Below are 18,102 nucleotides of genomic sequence, written 5' to 3' on the forward strand. Positions count from 1 at the left end.
AGGGAGCATGAGCTCCCTTTTCGCTTTTTAAATCACAGAGTTTTAGCGTCTGTGAGTTTAGGCTAAACCCTTTGAAAATGGCTGTTTGCCGTAGTGATATGTACGCCCTTTAAGGCCACGGATTGGGTGGTAATGAGGGAGCTTTCCGCATTGCCTAATTCTGACAATATACGCCCTGATAAAGCGGGTGTGATTGGGGAGTAGAGAAAAGCGATCTCTCTTAGCAAGTTACTTATTAGATAGCAGGTGTTTTTGACATGTTGTTGATCTTTCCCCTTGTTGATGAGCCATGGGGCTCTGGAGTGAAAAAAGCTGTTTAGTGTGGTGAGTACCTGTTGCAACGCAATCGTAACTTGGTACAAATCATGGGAGCGATAGCTATGCACTACGGATTTGAGCTGAGATTCACTCTGTTTTAGTAAGTCCCAACACTCCGTGTCAAAACTTGTCTCCGGGTCGACATCGAGCTGACCAGAAAAGTGCTTGAGCAGCAAGGTGTGATTTCTTTTTACTAAGTTGGCGAGGTTATTGGCTAAATCCGCGTTAATTACTTCACTGAGTTCAGTCACTGCGAGGTTCCCATCGCGGTGTAAAGGCTTTTGTCTGACCAAGGCATAACGCAGACCATCATTGGTTAGCCTGTCACTAAAGTGACTGGGATGAACGGTTGTCTCTGGAATCGATTTAGAGATCTTATGTCCTTCAATTGTCCACCACCCGTGTACGATCAGTTGCTCTGGCAAAGGGAGGTCGAGGGCTAGCAGAAACGCAGGCCAGTAGATGGCGTGGAATTGCAGAATGTCTTTACCGATAACGTGCTTGGTATGGCTTAACGCAGCGGCTTTATAGCCTGCTTGGTCCATTGCAGTCAGGTAACTAAACAGGGCGTCAATCCAGACGTAGACAGTGTGTTGACTGTCATTGGGAACCTGGATCCCCCATTTGTTGTTTATTCTGGATACAGAGAGATCCTCAAGCGGGCCTTCTTGTAACTGAGCGATAACGCTTTGATGGAAGTGAGAGGGAGTAATCGCTTCTGGGTTTGACTGGTAGTAGTCTAGTAACTTAAGCCGATACTTTTCTAATCGGAATAGATAGGTCTCTTCTTCAACGGTTTGAACGGCTTGTTTATGGATTGGGCAGTGAGTCTCGTCAATGAGGTCCCGCTTGGCATAAAATTGTTCACAACCCACGCAGTACTCGCCGCTGTAGCTACCGAGATAGATATCATCGCTATTAAACAAGGTTTTCCATACATGGCTGACGTGGTGCTTATGGCGCTCTTCCGTGGTGCGAATAAACACACTTGGTGTATATCTAAAATAGGCCATAGCTCTGAGAAGGTGCGCGATTTACTGTCGACAAAACCATGAATATCGGACTGATTTTTTTCCGCCGCTTGCGCTATTTTTTGACCGTGCTCATCGGTACCAGTAATTAGTAGACTTTGCTGGTTGTACAGATTGGCAAATCGATGAAGTATGTCACCGATAATTCCGCTATAGGCATGACCGAGGTGTGGTTCACCATTGGCATAAAAAATAGGGGTAGTAATAATTGACGTCATAAATGTCTCCAGTTAATAGTGCTGGAACGGCATTTGTGACTCGTTGGGTGTTTTAACCATTCCAGTTTGGGATTTTTGGAATGGTGATGCGTAGAAAATTTACAATAAGCAGCCCATCCCCTCTAGCATTCGCATAGAAGGCATGTTCATCATTGAAGTGTGCATTGAATAAGTTCTGCTCATAATTACTAAACTACCAGATGCATAGCCATCTGACAAGTAAGGAAATTAATCATTTGGTTGACTCATGGTTGACGTCGAATAAAAACGAGCGATGATGGTCGCTCGTTTTTATCGATGTGATTGTGTTTTGGTGAGATTGCAGTTAAATGCTGCTGTCGTAGTCGCCGCGTTTAGGGCAGGTGGCAAGTATCTCTCTTCGTCCAGTCTCTTTAACTTCTTCTAATATCACGTCAAAACCCCATAGGCGATAAAGGTGTTTGAGTACTTCGTCGTAACCTTCGTCGAGAGGGATTCGATCTTGAGGAATATACTGCAAAGTAAGAGAACGGTCGCCGCGCACGTCGACGTTAAACACTTGTATATTTGGCTCAAGGTTGCTCAAGTTGTATTGGGCGGCCAGTTTTTCTCGAATGCTTCTATAGCCCGTATCATCGTGGATAGCGGTGACTTCGATGAAATTTTTTCTGTCATCATCGACAATAGAAAACAGCTTAAAATCACGCATGAGTTTCGGTGAGAGATACTGGCTGATAAAGCTTTCGTCCTTAAAGTTTCGCATTGCAAAGTGCAAAGTGTCCAACCAATCTGCCCCTGCGATATCAGGGAACCACTCTTTGTCTTCATCCGTTGGCTCTTCACAAATGCGCTTTATGTCCCTAAACATGGCAAAACCCAGTGCATAAGGGTTGATACCGCTGAAATAGGGGCTGTTATAAGCGGGCTGTGCGACCACGCCAGTATGGCTGTGCAAAAACTCAAGTATAAATCTTTCCGATACTATGCCTTCGTCGTACAGGTGGTTAAGGATTGTGTAGTGCCAGAACGTCGCCCACCCTTCATTCATTACTTGGGTTTGCTTTTGCGGATAAAAATATTGGCTAATCTTACGTACGATACGAACAATTTCTCGTTGCCACGGCTCCAACAATGGGGCGTGTTTCTCGATAAAGTAAAGGATGTTCTCTTGTGGCTCTTCAGGGAATCGCTGCTTGGCTTCTTCATCCACTACCTTGCTTTGTGGAACGGTTCGCCATAGTTCGTTAACTTGCGATTGCAGGTAGGCTTCTCTCTCCTCTTGGCGCGCCTTTTCTTCTGCAATCGAGATCTTTTCTGGTCGTTTGTATCTGTCGACTCCGTAGTTCATTAGTGCGTGGCAGGAGTCGATTAACTCTTCGACCTCGGTAACCCCGTACTTTTGCTCGCAGTCGTTGATGTACTTCTTAGCAAATAGTAAGTAATCGATAATCGAACTAGCATCGGTCCATGTTTGGAACAGGTAGTTTCCCTTAAAGAATGAATTGTGACCGTAACAGGCATGAGCCATTACCAGTGCTTGCATGGTGACCGTATTCTCTTCCATCAAATAGGCGATACACGGGTTTGAGTTGATTACAATCTCATAGGCCAAACCCATTTGACCATGCTTGTATCCCTGTTCTGTTTGGATAAATTTTTTACCAAAAGACCAATGGTTGTAATTGATTGGCATCCCTATACTCGAATAGGCATCCATCATCTGCTCGGAAGTAATCACCTCGATTTGGTTGGGATATGTGTCTAATCGATAGTGTTCTGCGACCCGTTTAATCTCGGTGTGATACTTTTCTAGCAGATCAAAGGTCCAATCAGGGCCGTCTGGCAACAACTTGCTCTTTTTCTTGCTGGTGGTTTTGCTTTTTGTCGTCATAACGGTCTCCCTATGCAGTTTCTTTTTTGAACAGCTCCCTAAATACAGGGAAGATGTCCTCGACGCTGCGAATGTTCTTCATAGCAAAATTACTGTAGTCGGATTCGAGTTTTTCGTATTCGTGCCATAGGGTTTGGTGCGAGCGTCGGGTTATCTCGATATAGGAATAGTACTGACAGTTTGGCAGTAGTTGTTTGGTCAATAGTTCTCGGCAACGTGGTGAGTCGTCTGCCCAGTTATCGCCATCGGAGGCTTGAGCGGCATAGATGTTCCACTCTCCAACGGGATAGCGATCGGCAACGATTTCGTGCATCAGTTTCAGAGCACTCGACACAATGGTTCCGCCTGTCTCTTGAGAGTAGAAGAACTCGTGCTCGTCAACTTCTTTAGCTTGGGTGTGGTGGCGAATAAACACCACTTCGACATTTTCATAAGTGCGAGTTAGGAACAGATACAGCAAGACGTAAAAGCGTTTTGCTATGTCTTTGGTTGCCTGATCCATTGAACCAGAGACATCCATAAGGCAGAACATAACCGCTTGACTCGAAGGAATAGGGCGACGCTCGTAGTTTTTAAACCTGAGGTCGAACGTATCGATAAAGGGGACGCTGCTGATTTTCTTTCTCAGCGCTTCAATTTCTTCTTTGAGGCGTTTCTCTTCCAGTGCCTGAGCGGGTTCCATATTGCGGATGCGTTCTAACTCCTCCTCTAGTTCGTTTAACATCCTTTTTTTGCCTGCCGTCATTGCTGTTCGTCTGGCAAGAGACTGTTGCAACGATTTTACGATGGCGATATTGGCGGGTACACCTGCGGTTTGATAACCAGCGCGATGGGTTTTCCACTCTGTAATTTTGTTGATTTGATTTTTTTCTAGGTTGGGTAACTCTAAGTCCTCAAATAGAATGTCCAGATACTCGTCTTTGGATATTTGAAAAACAAACTCATCTTGTCCTTCACCATCAGGGCTCGCTTCCCCTTCACCGGAGCCGCTGCCTTGGCCACCCTTTGGACGTTCAATTTTGTCGCCTTTAGTAAATTGGTCATTGCCGGGATGAACGCGCTCTTTTACTCCCCCTTTACCTTGGTGGAACAAAGGCTCTTTGATGTCTTTGTGGGGGATAGAGACATCTTCTCCAGATTCTGTGTTGGTAATGGAGCGTCGATTTACAGCATCCGCCACAGACTCTTTGATCTGCTCTTTATGGCGGCGTAAAAAACGCTGGCGATTGACCGCGCTTTTGTTTTTGCCGTTCAGTCGTCTGTCGATAAATTGCGCCATAAGTCACCTCTGTTAAACCGTCACGTTCCCTTTGCATCGACCAGATAACTGGCCGATGCGATTGGTGGCTGATGTATTCACCCAGCTGTTAAGAAGATTTACGAACTCGTAAATACCACTCAGACAGCAATCTTACTTGTTTCTCGGTGTAACCTTTCTCCATCATACGCGCGACAAAGTCGTCGTGTTTCTTTTGGTCTTCCGAAGAGGTTTTGGCATTGAATGAAATGACAGGCAGTAGCTCTTCAGTGTTGGAGAACATTTTCTTCTCGATAACTGTACGAAGCTTCTCATAGCTTGTCCAAACTGGGTTTTTGCCGTTATTGGTGGCTTTTGCTCTAAGCACGAAGTTAACGATCTCGTTCCTAAAGTCTTTTGGATTGCTAATACCCGCAGTTTTTTCGATTTTCTCCAGTTCGTTGTTGAGCGCTGCGCGGTCGAACAATTGGCCTGTTTCTGGATCGCGGTACTCTTGGTCTTGTATCCAAAAATCAGCATAGGTGACGTAGCGGTCAAAGATGTTTTGTCCATACTCTGAGTAGGACTCTAGATAAGCGGTTTGAATCTCTTTGCCGATAAACTCAACGTATCTCGGTACTAAGTATCCTTTAACAAACTCTAGATAGCGCTCTGCCATCTCTTGTGGGAACTGCTCTCGTTCAATTTGCTGTTCGATAACATAGAACAGGTGTACAGGGTTGGCAGCGACTTCAGTTTGGTCGAAGTTAAACACGCGAGACAGGATCTTAAATGCGAAACGCGTTGATAGACCAGACATGCCTTCTTCCACTCCGGCGTAATCGCGATACTCTTGGTAACTTTTCGCTTTAGGGTCGGTGTCTTTGAGCGTTTCACCATCGTAGACCCGCATTTTAGAGAAGATGGAGGAGTTCTCGGGATCTTTGAGTCGAGACAAAATACTAAATTGTGCCAATAGATCCAGTGTACTAGGTGAGCAAGGCGCTTTTGAAAGTTCTGAGTGGTCAAGAAGCTTTTGGTAAATCTTCACTTCCTCTGACACGCGTAAGCAGTAAGGTACCTTCACAATGTAAACGCGATCTAAGAAAGCTTCGTTGTTTTTATTGTTTCTAAACGCCTGCCACTCTGACTCGTTTGAGTGGGCGAGGATCATACCGTCGAAGGGAAGGGCTGATAGACCTTCTGTACCGTTAAAGTTGCCTTCTTGGGTAGCGGTTAGTAAAGGGTGAAGCACTTTGATCGGTGCTTTGAACATCTCTACAAACTCCATTAAGCCTTGGTTAGCTTTACAGAGTGCTCCCGAATAGCTGTAGGCATCTGGATCGTCTTGTGAGAAGTGCTCTAACATTCTGATATCGACTTTGCCCACTAGAGACGAAATATCCTGATTGTTTTCATCGCCGGGTTCTGTCTTCGCAACGGCGAGTTGGTCGAGTATAGAAGGACGCACTTTTACGACCTTAAACTTAGAAATATCGCCGCCGAACTCGTGCAGACGTTTTGCAGCCCATGGTGACATAATAGATCTTAGGTAGCGCTTTTCAATACCGTACTCATTCTTGAGTAAATCACCGTCTTCGTTGACGTCAAAAAGACAGAATGGGTGGTCATTGACCGGGCTTCTCTGTCCGTCTGCGGAAAGTACGTAAATTGGTACTTGCTGCATTAGCGCTTTCAGTTTTTCTGCGAGAGACGACTTACCACCACCTACAGGGCCGAGTAAGTAAAGGATTTGCTTGCGCTCTTCTAATCCTTGAGCGGCGTGTTTAAGGTAGGAGACAATCTGCTCGATTGAGTCTTCCATCCCGTAGAAATCTTTAAACGTCTCGTAGCGTGAAATGACGCGATTAGAGAAAATACGACTAAGCCTTGGATCTTGAGCAGTATCGATAACTTCTGGCTCGCCTATCGCCATTAAAAGGCGCTCGGCAGCGTTCGCATAGGCACTCTTGTCGTCTTTACATAGTGCCAAAAACTCTTGTAATGAGAGCTCTTCATCCTTTGCCGCTTCGTAGCGCGCTTGGAAATGGTCGAAAATACTCATAATGAATTCCCCTCTGAACCTGTCAAAAAGACAAACAACCCGCAATGAATTCCAAATTCCTTCTCAATCTAAGCCTAGATGCATTTTTAGAATTTTGCTTAAAAAATATGTGTTTATTTACGTTATGTGATGGGAATCTAACGTGATATTTCCAATATGTTAGCAAGCTGAAAAAAGAGGTAAGCCATTACATATCTAGCGCGAATTTAGAAAACACTAGTGATAAATTCTGGTGAAGTGCGATGAAGCAGTGCGGTTTGAAGCAGTAGCAAATTGGAACTCAATGGAGGGAAAGCAAAGGTCTGTTTTACGGTTTAAAAGCTTAAGTCAAAAATTAGGTAGAAGAGATAGAAAAGGGAGCGTCTGCTCCCTTTATAGAAACCTTAACAGTTTTTAGGCGTTAAATATCTGACTTAACTCAGTGGCACACAGGTGGTATTGGCGCGGGCAATTTTTCCATGCTGTAAGCATTCGACGGTATTTGTCTAACATTGGCATTTGACTGTTGAAGTGGTGTTCGCCTTTGTCAAACTGCGGGTATAGACCTTCGGATTCAATTAGGAAACGCACATAGTTCACTTGCTGCGCTTCACTTGCAATATCGAAGCCTAGGAAAGTTAGGCGACGCTGGTCGACCTCTTTTCTCTCACTTTCACTTAACATGCGATTCGATTCTTGCATTGCGTGGTACATTTCCATGAACTCAATGATTTCACGGCACTCAGCATCGGTGATGCAGCCAAAATCTTTGTTTAATTCTATCATTTGCAGTTCATAACCACGCTCTACTATGGTTTGCAAACGCTGGTATTTTTTTGCATTGTCCGGATCCATTTGGGACATCAGGTAGTATTGATTTGATAGGATCAAACGTTGAGCGTTTGTCATTTCCATTCTAGGCCTCACTTAAAGCAACTCTTTATCTGTTAAAGCTAGGTTAGCCTTTTCAACAAGGGTGAAACATGATCTCAACACATGTTTATTACGAAAAATTAAAAATACTGCGAGATTTTCGTGCTACTTTTTGCGGTAGTGGTTGTAGATGTAGTCGCGGTCGGAAAAATACCGAATCCATTCCGGTTTAAACACCGCAAACATGGCCATAGACATACCGTTCAAGAGCCCTTCAGGAAACGCCAAAAGCGGAACAAAGATAAGGTAGTTGTCGTAAATGGTTTGCCAGTCATGTACATCTTGAAACGCTAGATAACTTCCACTGATTAGCAAGTGAAGGCTACCGGTAATTCCACCGTTGAAAAAACCGGCCACAAAGATAAAGACAAAGATGTTTCTTGGAAGGTGTCGATAGCTGAGTAAGAAAACTCCGTAGCTTATCAATATGGGCAGTAAACAGGAGATCAGTATGTACTCGGGTAACAGTTGCCAATCAAGCTTACCCGCGGCGCAGAGTAACAAAGACACTAACATAGATAAAAGGTAAGCCACTCGCCAGCCATACATTAAAGTGAGGGTGGTCAGTGCTAGAAAGTGTATGTTTAATCCTTCTTTAACCCCAGCTTGTGCACTCCAGAGGAAAAATAAGCTCAACAGAACGGCAAAAGTAAGATGTTGAAAATAGCGTTCCTGTTTGAGTTTTGGCAAAAATACTTGGCAGATATCACGGTGAATGAACCCGTAAGAAATTAAGATCAAAGCCAGTGCAAAAAGTGGTTGAAGGGACAATCTAACTCCAAAAAATACCAATCGGTAAGGATTGGTATTTTTTACGAAATAGTAAGGATTTGGTATCAGTATTTTACGTTTGAGTGATACTGCTCAAGGATTGAGACTATCTTATCCATGGTTTCTTTGCTGGGTGGTTCAGTGCCTTCTAACGGATACTCCAAGTCCATAGCTTCCCATTTGTGAGCTCCGAGCTTGTGATAGGGCAGTAATTCGAGTTTTTCTACATTGTCCATATCTTTAATAAACTCACCCAACATATGAGCGGCTTCTTCATCGTCGGTATAGCCAGGGACGACGACATAACGAATCCATGTTTTTTGGCCAAGTTTGTGCAAGTAACGAGCAAAATCTAGTGTGCGTCGATTTGAAACACCGATGAAGTCCTGATGTATCTCATCTTTCATATGTTTGAGATCGAGCATAACGAGGTCAGTGGCTTCCAGTACTTCATCGACGACGTCGGTGTGCTTGCGAATGTAACCGTTGGTGTCAAGGCAAGTGTGAATGCCTTCTGCTTGCGCTGCGCGGAAAAAGTCGCGAATAAACTCCGGTTGCAGCATGGCTTCACCACCAGAACAGGTAACACCACCTCCGGACGCCTTCATAAAATGGCGATAGGATTTGGCTTCGTTAATAATTTCTTCGACTGAATATTCTTTACCACCGTGAGTGTCCCATGTATCGCGGTTATGGCAATACATACACCTCATGAGACATCCTTGCAAAAAGACTATAAAGCGGATACCAGGTCCATCTACCGTACCGCAGGATTCATAGGAATGAATACGACCCTTTGTTGACATGCGACCATCTCTTCTTGTTAGTGTGCCTGTTATTTTATTACAAAATTCAGGGTTAAAGTAGAAATAACGTGCAAAAAATGTAGGAAAAACGACAAAATTCTAAACCTCCCAACATTGGTGATTTATTTGTAAAGTAGATGTTATTAACGATAAAAATATTGATAGTGATATCGGCTCTATTTTAGCCGTTTGTTGATGTTCACTATCTCATGGTTAAGAAATGTTTAAACAAATTGACTTAGTAACCGTTTAAGGTTTTGAGAGAGGATGGTCAGTGAGGTTTCCCAATGGAGAGCGAGTGCGTTTTTATTGAAAAGTGATCTAGGATTATTAATTCAGCGGGGGAGGCGTGGCCATAGTTCCACCACGCATAAACACGTTAGAAAAATGCGTAAAGAGCGAGACCACCTGTACCGTATATGTCAGTAGGAGACTCTTTGTAATCTGGGGTTTTAACGGTAGCGCTGAGTGTTGCGCCTACCACTTCGTTATACCAAGCGAAGCCTGCGACGGCAGTGGCCTGAGTATTGTCGAGAGTCACCTCATAAGCTTGAGGGTTGACCAGCGCGGGGCGGTCTCCTTCCAAAGTGACATCGTTAAATCGGTAGCGGGCTTCAATGCCCCCATAGACAAACCAGCCTGTAGAGGAACTGCCGATCATTCCCGCTCTGAACGGGTTTTCTGTATCGATGTTTGCGGCGCCAAAGTTCCCGCCTAAATCCACACCCCAACGAAGCATAATTCCCGTGGAAATATCACTGCGGAAATTGCCAAAGTTCACTTCACTTACGTTTGATAGCTCAAGTTCAGTTCCCGCTATTCTGTTGATTCGGCCAATATTAAAATGAGACAAATAGCCCACACTTCCCACTACTCCTTCGTCAACTTGATAACGCCAGCCGTTTGGTGTTGTTGACCCCGTTATTCCGTGGACGATGTTTTGAGCTTGATCCGCATACGAGTTTTCGCCAGTCATACCTATAGTGAGGTTAAAACGTTGTGCTTGCTCTGGATGTAAGCTGATGTAATTGAGTTCGCCGTGGAAAAAACCAGCGTAGGGGCGGTCGTTAGCTACCGGCAACTTCGAATCGATATCGGAAGGCGTCCACATTTTATGGCCTAATGTAAACTCAACCTTATCTAAAGAAGCGGCCCCCCAAAAGGATAAACTCAATGGTTTAAACATCGGCCAAGGCGCAATACCACCAGAGGTGTAACTAATGAAAAGACCGTTGGTATAGTCTTGGTCGACACCAAAAATACCATCGTTGTCTATGCTAAATGCAACCGTTGATTTATCAGAGGCGCAAGCCGAAGCGGAGATCAGCAGTAAAGGTATAATTCGATACAAATCCATAAGCCACTTTTGCAAACAATATTAATTAAATACTACTAGCAAATATCTTGCCTAGTTAGTGGTTAGTTATTGAAAGATGAGAATTGTGCGCTTCGTCGTGGCAAGGTTTGATGTGCCTTATTAAAGCCGGGTTTGCAATTACCAAGGCCTATGATTGAGAAATAAAAAAAGCCCTGCCAATTGGCAGGGCTCTGGATTCTACTGAGTTCTAGATTATAGAGATTCAGTGAAAGTACGTGCGATAACGTCTTGTTGCTGTTCAGCAGTTAGAGAGTTAAAACGTACAGCGTAACCAGAAACACGGATAGTTAGCTGAGGGTAGTTCTCTGGGTGCTTAACTGCGTCTTCTAGAGTTTCGCGGTTAAGAACGTTCACGTTTAGGTGTTGACCACCTTCGATGCCAGTTTCATGGTGGAAGTAACCATCCATTAGACCTGCAAGGTTTGAACGTTGTGAATCTTCTTCTTTACCTAGTGCGTTTGGAACGATAGAGAAGGTGTATGAAATACCATCTTTAGCGTCAGCAAACGGTAGTTTACCTACTGAAGTTAGAGAAGCTACAGCACCTTTTTCGTCACGACCGTGCATTGGGTTTGCACCTGGAGCGAATGGAGCACCTGCTTTACGACCATCAGGCGTTGTACCAGTCTTCTTACCGTAAACCACGTTTGAAGTGATTGTAAGGATAGACTGTGTAGGTACTGCATCACGGTAAGTCTTAAGCTTACGGATTTTACCCATGAAGATAGAAACAAGTTCACAAGCCATGTCATCAACACGTGCGTCGTTGTTACCAAATTTAGGGTAGTCGCCAGAGATGTCGAAGTCGATAGCGATACCATCTTCGTCACGGATTGGCTTAACTGTACCGTATTTGATTGCAGATAGAGAGTCAGCTGCAACAGATAGACCAGCGATACCACATGCCATTGTACGACGTACATCGCGATCGTGAAGAGCCATCAGAGCTGCTTCGTAGCTGTATTTGTCGTGCGAGTAGTGGATTGCGTTTAGCGCAGTAACGTACTGCTTAGCTAGCCAGTCCATGAAGCTGTCTAGACCTGCCCAAACTTTGTCGAAGTCTAGTACTTCGTCTAGCATTGGTTCAGTCTTAGGACCAACTTGCATCTTAAGCTTCTCATCTACACCACCGTTGATAACGTAAAGTAGAGTCTTAGCTAGGTTTGCACGAGCGCCGAAGAACTGCATGTGTTTACCAATAACCATTGGAGATACACAACAAGCGATAGCGTAGTCATCGTTGTTGAAGTCTGGACGCATTAGGTCATCGTTCTCGTACTGGATAGAAGAAGTATCGATAGATACTTTTGCACAGAACTTCTTGAAGCCTTCAGGTAGCTGCTCAGACCAAAGTACAGTGATGTTTGGCTCTGGAGAAGGACCCATAGTGTATAGCGTGTTTAGGAAACGGAAGTTTGTACGAGTAACAAGTGTACGACCGTCAACACCCATACCACCCATAGATTCTGTTGCCCAGATTGGGTCGCCAGAGAATAGCTCATCGTACTCAGGAGTACGAAGGAAACGAACCATACGCAGTTTCATTACGAAGTGGTCGATCATTTCCTGAGCTTGTTCTTCAGTAATTAGACCAGCAGCGATATCACGCTCAACGTAAATATCTAGGAAAGTTGAAGTACGACCTAGAGACATTGCCGCGCCGTTTTGAGATTTAACAGCAGCTAGGTAACCGAAGTAAGTCCACTGGATTGCTTCTTGTGCAGTTGTCGCAGGAGCAGAAATATCGAAGCCGTAAGAAGCGGCCATTTCTTTTAATTGACCAAGTGCGCGGTGTTGCTCTTGAAGCTCTTCACGCAATTGCATAGTCAGTTGTAGATCGTCGCCAGATTCTAGTTTCTCTTGAGTAGAGTGGAACTGAGCTACTTTATCCTTCATTAGGAAGTCTACACCGTATAGCGCTACGCGACGGTAGTCACCGATGATACGGCCACGACCGTACGCGTCTGGAAGACCAGTTAGAACACCAGACTTACGACATTTTAGAATGTCTGGAGAGTAAACATCGAAAACACCTTGGTTGTGTGTTTTACGGTACTCAGAGTAGATTTTAGAAACTTGTGGATCAAGTGTGCGACCGTAAGCTTTACAAGAGCCTTCGATCATTCGTACACCGCCGTTAGGCATGATTGCACGCTTAAGCGGAGCTTCAGTTTGAAGACCAACGATAGTTTCTAGATCTTTGTTGATGTAGCCAGCATCGTGAGATGTGATGGTAGAAATAACAGAAGTGTCAAAATCAACAGGTGCGTGAGTTGCGTTTTCCTGTTTGATACCTTCCATTACTTTAGCCCAAAGCGTTTTAGTTGCTTCGGTGCCCTCAGAAACTAGGAAAGACTCGTCGCCTTCATACGGTGCGTAGTTCTTCTGAATGAAGTCGCGAACGTTTACTTCGTTTTGCCAGTTACCTTCAGCAAAACCTTCCCAAGCTTTAGCAAATTGCTCTGCCATGACATACCTACCTTTTTAGTAGAAAAAACACGTACTGCGTTAGCCGTTGAGCCAGTTAACATCGCCAGTAGTGGCGAAACAGTACACTCTATTTATGAATAACAATATCTATAGTTTAAGCCTTGAATAACTATAGATATTGGCACTCTGTTTATCGACCTAACCTGACGACTTGCAATCAGGGTAATATAAAATTTTTTTGCAAACCTTAAACTAAATCAATAAATCCTAAAAAAATTCGATAAATTTGAGGGTAGCGATCACGCTACCCTCAACATTTTTTAGTTTTTAACGCTTACAACCAAGCTTTAATACCATAGTTGCTCTCAAGCATACCAACTGCAAGCATAGCAACTAGACACACTAGTAAAACACCGCCTGGGATCACAATCTTATCGATAAATGAGAGTTTGGAAGCGCGTTCCTTATCGCCAATTAGACCGTTGTTGTCCAACAGCATAGTCAATGCCCAAGCAAGTACTGGGTTGACGACGGCACTGCCGAAGATACAGATACCAGCTGCTTGTGAATCTTTAGTATCTTTAACCATCTGCATACCTGCCTCTAGTAGAGGAAGGAATACACCTACAAGTAGAGCGACGCGCATTACTGGTGGCCAAACCGCAACATCCATTGGGAAACCAAGGATAGCTACAATAATACATAGAGAGCCTAGTAAAATTGCACCAGCCGGAATAGGGCGCTTAGCGATGGCCGCTGGGATCATATACGTGCCCCAAGATGAAGTGATGTTACCACCACCAACCGCGGTACCTACCATTTGGCGGATTGAACACATTGTCATGGTGTCGTCCACATCCATGAGTACTTTCTCGGTTCTACGCGGATAGTTCAGCTCTTGGAAAATACGGTGCCCAAGGAAATCTGGTGACCACATTGCAACAGCTAGGATTGCGAAAGGCAATGAAGCGATAAAGTGCTGTAGTGTAGGGAGACCTAATTGCCAGCCTGTCTCAGTGCTACCCCACCAGTAAACTGGGTTGAGGTTAGGAAGCCCCATTTCAGTTTCAAACTTAAGGTCGAAACCCGCGCCGAGTGCAAGTGCGATAAGTAGACCAGTAAATGCACATACTGGAATTGCCAACCAACGTTTGTTTAGTTTAGCGAGAATCGCGTAGATAGCGATATTGATACCCAGTACGATCAGGCCAACATAACCCATGCTTCCTGCTTCAACCGTCGAGGACGAGATACCAGTTGCCCAATCTTGGATAGAACCAATCTGACTCATGGTTCCGGTAAAGCCGAGGAATATGAGCAATCCGCCGGCGGTACCTTCGGAAGTAAGGTTAACCAGCTTAGAGCCGCCTTTAAAATAACTGAGCAATAAACCAAACACGCCTAAAAGGATCGCAAGAGCTAAAGGGTGAGCACCTGCCAGAGCAATCGCACCGATCAATGGAATCATTGGACCGTGGTTACCGGCAAGGTTAGCGCGTGGGTTTATAAAGCCAGAAGCCAGTACACAGAAGAGTAATGCTGGTATCAACATCTCTACACGTGCTACTTCGATAGCAAATTCTTTACCTAGGTTTACATGATCCCAAGCTGCTGTCAGGCCATCGGCCCAAGACATCATTACAGCAGAGTACATGGCGATGATACCGATAGTACCTGCTAGAGCTGGGACTAAATCTTCCAACTCAAAGCGAAAATCACGACCAGGCAGGTTTAAACCAAAACGACGTGGTTTCATGATTTGCAGTTCGTGATCCAGATACTCTGAACGTGTCGCAAATTCAGATGCGGGTCTATGAAGCTCTTGATAGCTTTTAGACTCGATATCTGAAGCAGAATGCGGTTTCTTCACTGCGTCTGACATAGATTCCTCATATTCATAAGTTAAATGTTCTTTGTGAAAGTAGCTTTAAAACAAGGCACTACCTTCTAAATTCCAAGACCGATTCCCATGGTTTAACAGATTGAATGAGCCACGTAAACTTCGTGCCTTATAAAACCTTAATTTCCGCTGAGAGCATCGGATTATTGAGATTTTTATTGTTGCTGCGAGTTTATCGTGCTCCTAATTGGGGTTGATTGATTTAGATCACTTTATGAAAGATTGTGAAAGAAAACTACACCCCTATCAGCAGGGCTTAGGTGTATAACTCAAAAGGGCTGAAAAATTATTTCAAATTGTAATTTTTGTTAGACAGAGAAGAGATATGCACTGGGTGGATTAAGCCAAATTGTGATTAGTTGAACCAGATCTTGTTTTTATAAAAATGTTAACGGGTAGGTGTGGTTACGACTTGGTCTTTCTTGGTTCATTATGCGTGCAATGAAGATTAATTAGCTATATAATGAATTATTAGTCACATAATATAACTAGTTATCCTTATTTGGCAGGTTAATGATTTGTTGCATGTTGTTCGTGGTAGTGCTAGTTTGTACTCAACTGCGGGATGGGATCCCGAATAGGTACTGATAAAAGTACCAGGGAATTGGAGTGTTTAAAGCCGTTTAAATCACTTCAATTCAACAACGTCGGACACTGATAACTAAAACAAAAGCCAAGACGACATTACAGGGAGTAATAAGCGCATGAAAGATGTACCAGCGCTGGATATTAAGGATTTACACAAAACTTTCGGTCAAAACGAAGTACTGAAAGGCATTTCATTAGAAGCTCATAGAGGTGATGTTATCTCTATTATTGGATCTTCGGGATCCGGTAAGAGCACCTTCCTTAGATGCATTAATTTGCTTGAAACTCCTACTGAAGGGGAGATTTGGGTAAATGGTGAACTGATCGATATGAAAAAGAACCGTCAAGGTGAGTCAGTGCCCGCCAATGAAAAGCAGGTTCAACGTATTCGTTCTCGTTTGGCGATGGTTTTCCAAGGTTTTAATCTCTGGTCACACATGACGGTTTTGGAAAATGTTATCGAAGCCCCTGTTCATGTTCTTGGCGTCCCTAAAGCACAGGCAATTGAAAATGCGGAGTTACTTCTTAAAAAAGTAGGTCTGTATGAGAGACGAGATTATTACCCAGGTCACTTGTCTGGTGGTCAACAACAACGCGCTGCGATAGCGAGAGCGTTAGCTGTCGACCCAGAAGTTATGCTGTTTGATGAACCCACATCTGCCCTTGACCCCGAACTTGTGGGCGAAGTACTAGGTGTAATGCGCGATCTTGCTGAAGAGGGACGTACCATGTTGGTCGTTACCCATGAGATGGCTTTCGCCCGAGATGTATCAAATCACGTTATGTTCTTGCATCAAGGGTTGGTTGAAGAGCAGGGTGATCCAGCAAAACTGTTCAGCAATCCAGAATCGGAACGCTTACAACAGTTTATTTCATCGATTTACTAATCCAAGACCCAAGTTTTGGAACTACTATAAAGTCACTAAGAAAAACACAATCACAGGAGTATGGAAATGAAAAAGTGGTTAGTTGCTGCAGCAATTGCTGCTACTGCAGTTACAGGCGTAGCTCAAGCGAAAGAATGGAAAGAAGTTCGCTTTGGTATTGAGGGCGCTTACCCTCCATTTAGCTGGACTGAAGCTGATGGTTCTCTTAAAGGTTTTGACGTTGATATGGCCAACGCGCTTTGTGCGGAAATGGAAGTAAAATGTAAGATTGTCCCTCAAGACTGGGACGGCATCATTCCTTCTCTTCTCGCTCGTAAATACGACGCAATTATCGCCGCGATGTCTATTACCGAAGAGCGCAAAAAGAAAGTTGATTTTACGGGTAAGTACGCGCTTATCCCTAACAAATTTATTGCTAAGAAAGACGCGGGTCTTAATTTTGACAACCTAGATGGTGTGAAGATCGGTGTTCAACGCGCTACAACTCACGACAAGTACCTAACGGATAACTACGACAACGTTGAAATTGTTCGCTACGGCTCTTTCGACGAAGCTTACCTAGATCTGGCTAACGGCCGAATTGCTGCAGTGTTGGGTGATGCATCTGCACTTGAAGAAGGCGTGCTAAACAAAGCGGGTGGTGAAGCTTATGAATTTACTGGCCCTTCTCTAACTGATCCAAAGTGGTTTGGTGATGGTATGGGCATTGCCGTGCGTAAGCAAGACAAGGATCTAACTAAGAAACTGGATGCCGCAATCCTTTCTCTACGTGAAAAAGGCATCTATCAGGAAATTGCAGCGAAATACTTCAAGTACGACGTTTACGGTAACTAATCGTAATACCGGAAGCGGGACGCTTCGGTATACACCTGATGTAATCGGCGGTCGGTTCCGTTCCTAGAAGTCACCACCGCCGAACTGCAAAGCGTTTAGGGAACAGGAACTCACCTATGCTGGATTTACAAGGATATGAAGCCTCTATTTTAAAAGGGGCCGTGCTAACGATAGAAGTTGCAGTGCTTTCTCTGCTTCTCGCTATGGTTTTGGGTATGTTAGGCGCGTTGGCAAAACTTGCCCCTTATCGCTGGGCTCGCGCTATTGCGACGCTCTACACTACCATTATTCGTGGTATCCCCGATCTCGTCCTTATGATGTTGATTTTCTTTGGTGGGCAAATTTTGCTCAACAACAGCTTGTACTCGATAAACGAATGGTTGAACGAGTGGTTTACCCAGCAGAATCCCAGCCATGAATGGACTTCTTATCTACCGGATTATATTGATGTAAGCCCTTACGTTGCGGGCATACTGACGATTGGCTTTATTTTTGGTGCCTACATGGCGGAAACATTTCGCGGCGCGATCATGGCTGTAGATAAAGGGGAGCTTGAGGCCGCTAAGGCATATGGTATGAGCTCTTCTCTCGCTTTTCGTCGCATTCTATTACCTCAGATGATCCGTCACGCACTGCCCGGATTTGGCAACAACTGGTTAGTACTGTTAAAAACGACGGCTTTGGTTTCTATAATCGGCCTTGAAGATATGGTGCGCGTAAGTTCATTAGCCGCTGGTTCAACAAAGATGCCATTTACGTTTTATATGACAGTAGCGGTTATTTTCTTGTTTTTTACCAGCGTTTCTACAGGGCTACTAAAACTAGTAGAACGCAAGTTTAGTATTCATACGAGGTAG

The 18,102-nt window shown here is 44.3% G+C and carries 12 protein-coding genes and 1 pseudogene; 3 read left to right on the plus strand and 10 right to left on the minus strand.

Going from position 1 to position 18,102, the window contains the following annotated elements:
* Positions 1-62: 62 nt before the first annotated feature.
* The 10 genes and pseudogenes from metG to BLO31_RS04115 all read right to left on the minus strand — a co-directional run bounded on the left by metG (position 63) and on the right by BLO31_RS04115 (position 14,918).
* Positions 63-1,567 (minus strand): annotated as a pseudogene (metG, locus tag BLO31_RS04070) (methionine--tRNA ligase).
* 325 nt (positions 1,568-1,892) lie between these two features.
* Positions 1,893-3,437, minus strand: coding sequence for a SpoVR family protein (locus BLO31_RS04075; RefSeq protein WP_070963004.1), 1,545 nt, complete (start codon positions 3,435-3,437; stop codon positions 1,893-1,895).
* A gap of 10 nt (positions 3,438-3,447) precedes the next feature.
* Complete coding sequence (locus tag BLO31_RS04080) at positions 3,448-4,716, minus strand: YeaH/YhbH family protein (RefSeq protein WP_070963005.1); 1,269 nt, start codon at positions 4,714-4,716, stop codon at positions 3,448-3,450.
* Between the two features lie 88 nt (positions 4,717-4,804).
* Positions 4,805-6,739 (minus strand): PrkA family serine protein kinase, encoded by a 1,935-nt coding sequence (locus tag BLO31_RS04085; protein ID WP_070963006.1) that lies wholly within the window; start codon positions 6,737-6,739, stop codon positions 4,805-4,807.
* A 393-nt stretch (positions 6,740-7,132) separates the two neighbouring features.
* Entirely contained in the window at positions 7,133-7,633 is a 501-nt protein-coding gene (locus BLO31_RS04090) for a YfbU family protein (RefSeq protein WP_070963007.1), read from the minus strand.
* A gap of 123 nt (positions 7,634-7,756) precedes the next feature.
* A complete protein-coding gene (locus BLO31_RS04095) occupies positions 7,757-8,422 on the minus strand; it encodes an energy-coupling factor ABC transporter permease (RefSeq protein ID WP_070963008.1) in 666 nt (221 codons plus the stop codon).
* 65 nt (positions 8,423-8,487) lie between these two features.
* Positions 8,488-9,228, minus strand: a complete 741-nt coding sequence (gene pflA / locus BLO31_RS04100) for a pyruvate formate lyase 1-activating protein (RefSeq protein WP_070963009.1) — start codon at positions 9,226-9,228, stop codon at positions 8,488-8,490.
* 379 nt (positions 9,229-9,607) lie between these two features.
* The gene (locus BLO31_RS04105; protein ID WP_070963010.1) at positions 9,608-10,585 is read right to left on the minus strand and encodes a lipid A deacylase LpxR family protein; all 978 of its coding nucleotides are present in this window, start codon (positions 10,583-10,585) and stop codon (positions 9,608-9,610) included.
* A gap of 213 nt (positions 10,586-10,798) precedes the next feature.
* Complete coding sequence (pflB, locus tag BLO31_RS04110) at positions 10,799-13,075, minus strand: formate C-acetyltransferase (protein WP_070963011.1); 2,277 nt, start codon at positions 13,073-13,075, stop codon at positions 10,799-10,801.
* A 295-nt stretch (positions 13,076-13,370) separates the two neighbouring features.
* The gene (locus BLO31_RS04115) at positions 13,371-14,918 is read right to left on the minus strand and encodes a DUF3360 family protein (protein WP_070963012.1); all 1,548 of its coding nucleotides are present in this window, start codon (positions 14,916-14,918) and stop codon (positions 13,371-13,373) included.
* Positions 14,919-15,640: 722 nt separating this feature from the next.
* On the opposite strand from BLO31_RS04115, the gene BLO31_RS04120 reads away from it, so the two are divergent.
* The 3 genes from BLO31_RS04120 (at position 15,641) to BLO31_RS04130 (ending at position 18,102) form a co-directional block, all read left to right on the plus strand.
* Positions 15,641-16,411 (plus strand): ABC transporter ATP-binding protein, encoded by a 771-nt coding sequence (locus tag BLO31_RS04120; protein ID WP_070963013.1) that lies wholly within the window; start codon positions 15,641-15,643, stop codon positions 16,409-16,411.
* A gap of 66 nt (positions 16,412-16,477) precedes the next feature.
* A complete protein-coding gene (locus BLO31_RS04125) occupies positions 16,478-17,245 on the plus strand; it encodes a lysine/arginine/ornithine ABC transporter substrate-binding protein (RefSeq protein WP_070963014.1) in 768 nt (255 codons plus the stop codon).
* A gap of 116 nt (positions 17,246-17,361) precedes the next feature.
* Positions 17,362-18,102 carry an ABC transporter permease gene (locus tag BLO31_RS04130; RefSeq protein WP_070963015.1) on the plus strand — a complete coding sequence of 247 codons (741 nt, stop codon included), beginning with the start codon at positions 17,362-17,364 and terminating at the stop codon, positions 18,100-18,102.

The sequence above is a fragment of the Vibrio sonorensis genome, assembly GCF_001854765.1.
GTDB classification, from domain to species: Bacteria; Pseudomonadota; Gammaproteobacteria; order Enterobacterales; family Vibrionaceae; genus Vibrio; species Vibrio sonorensis.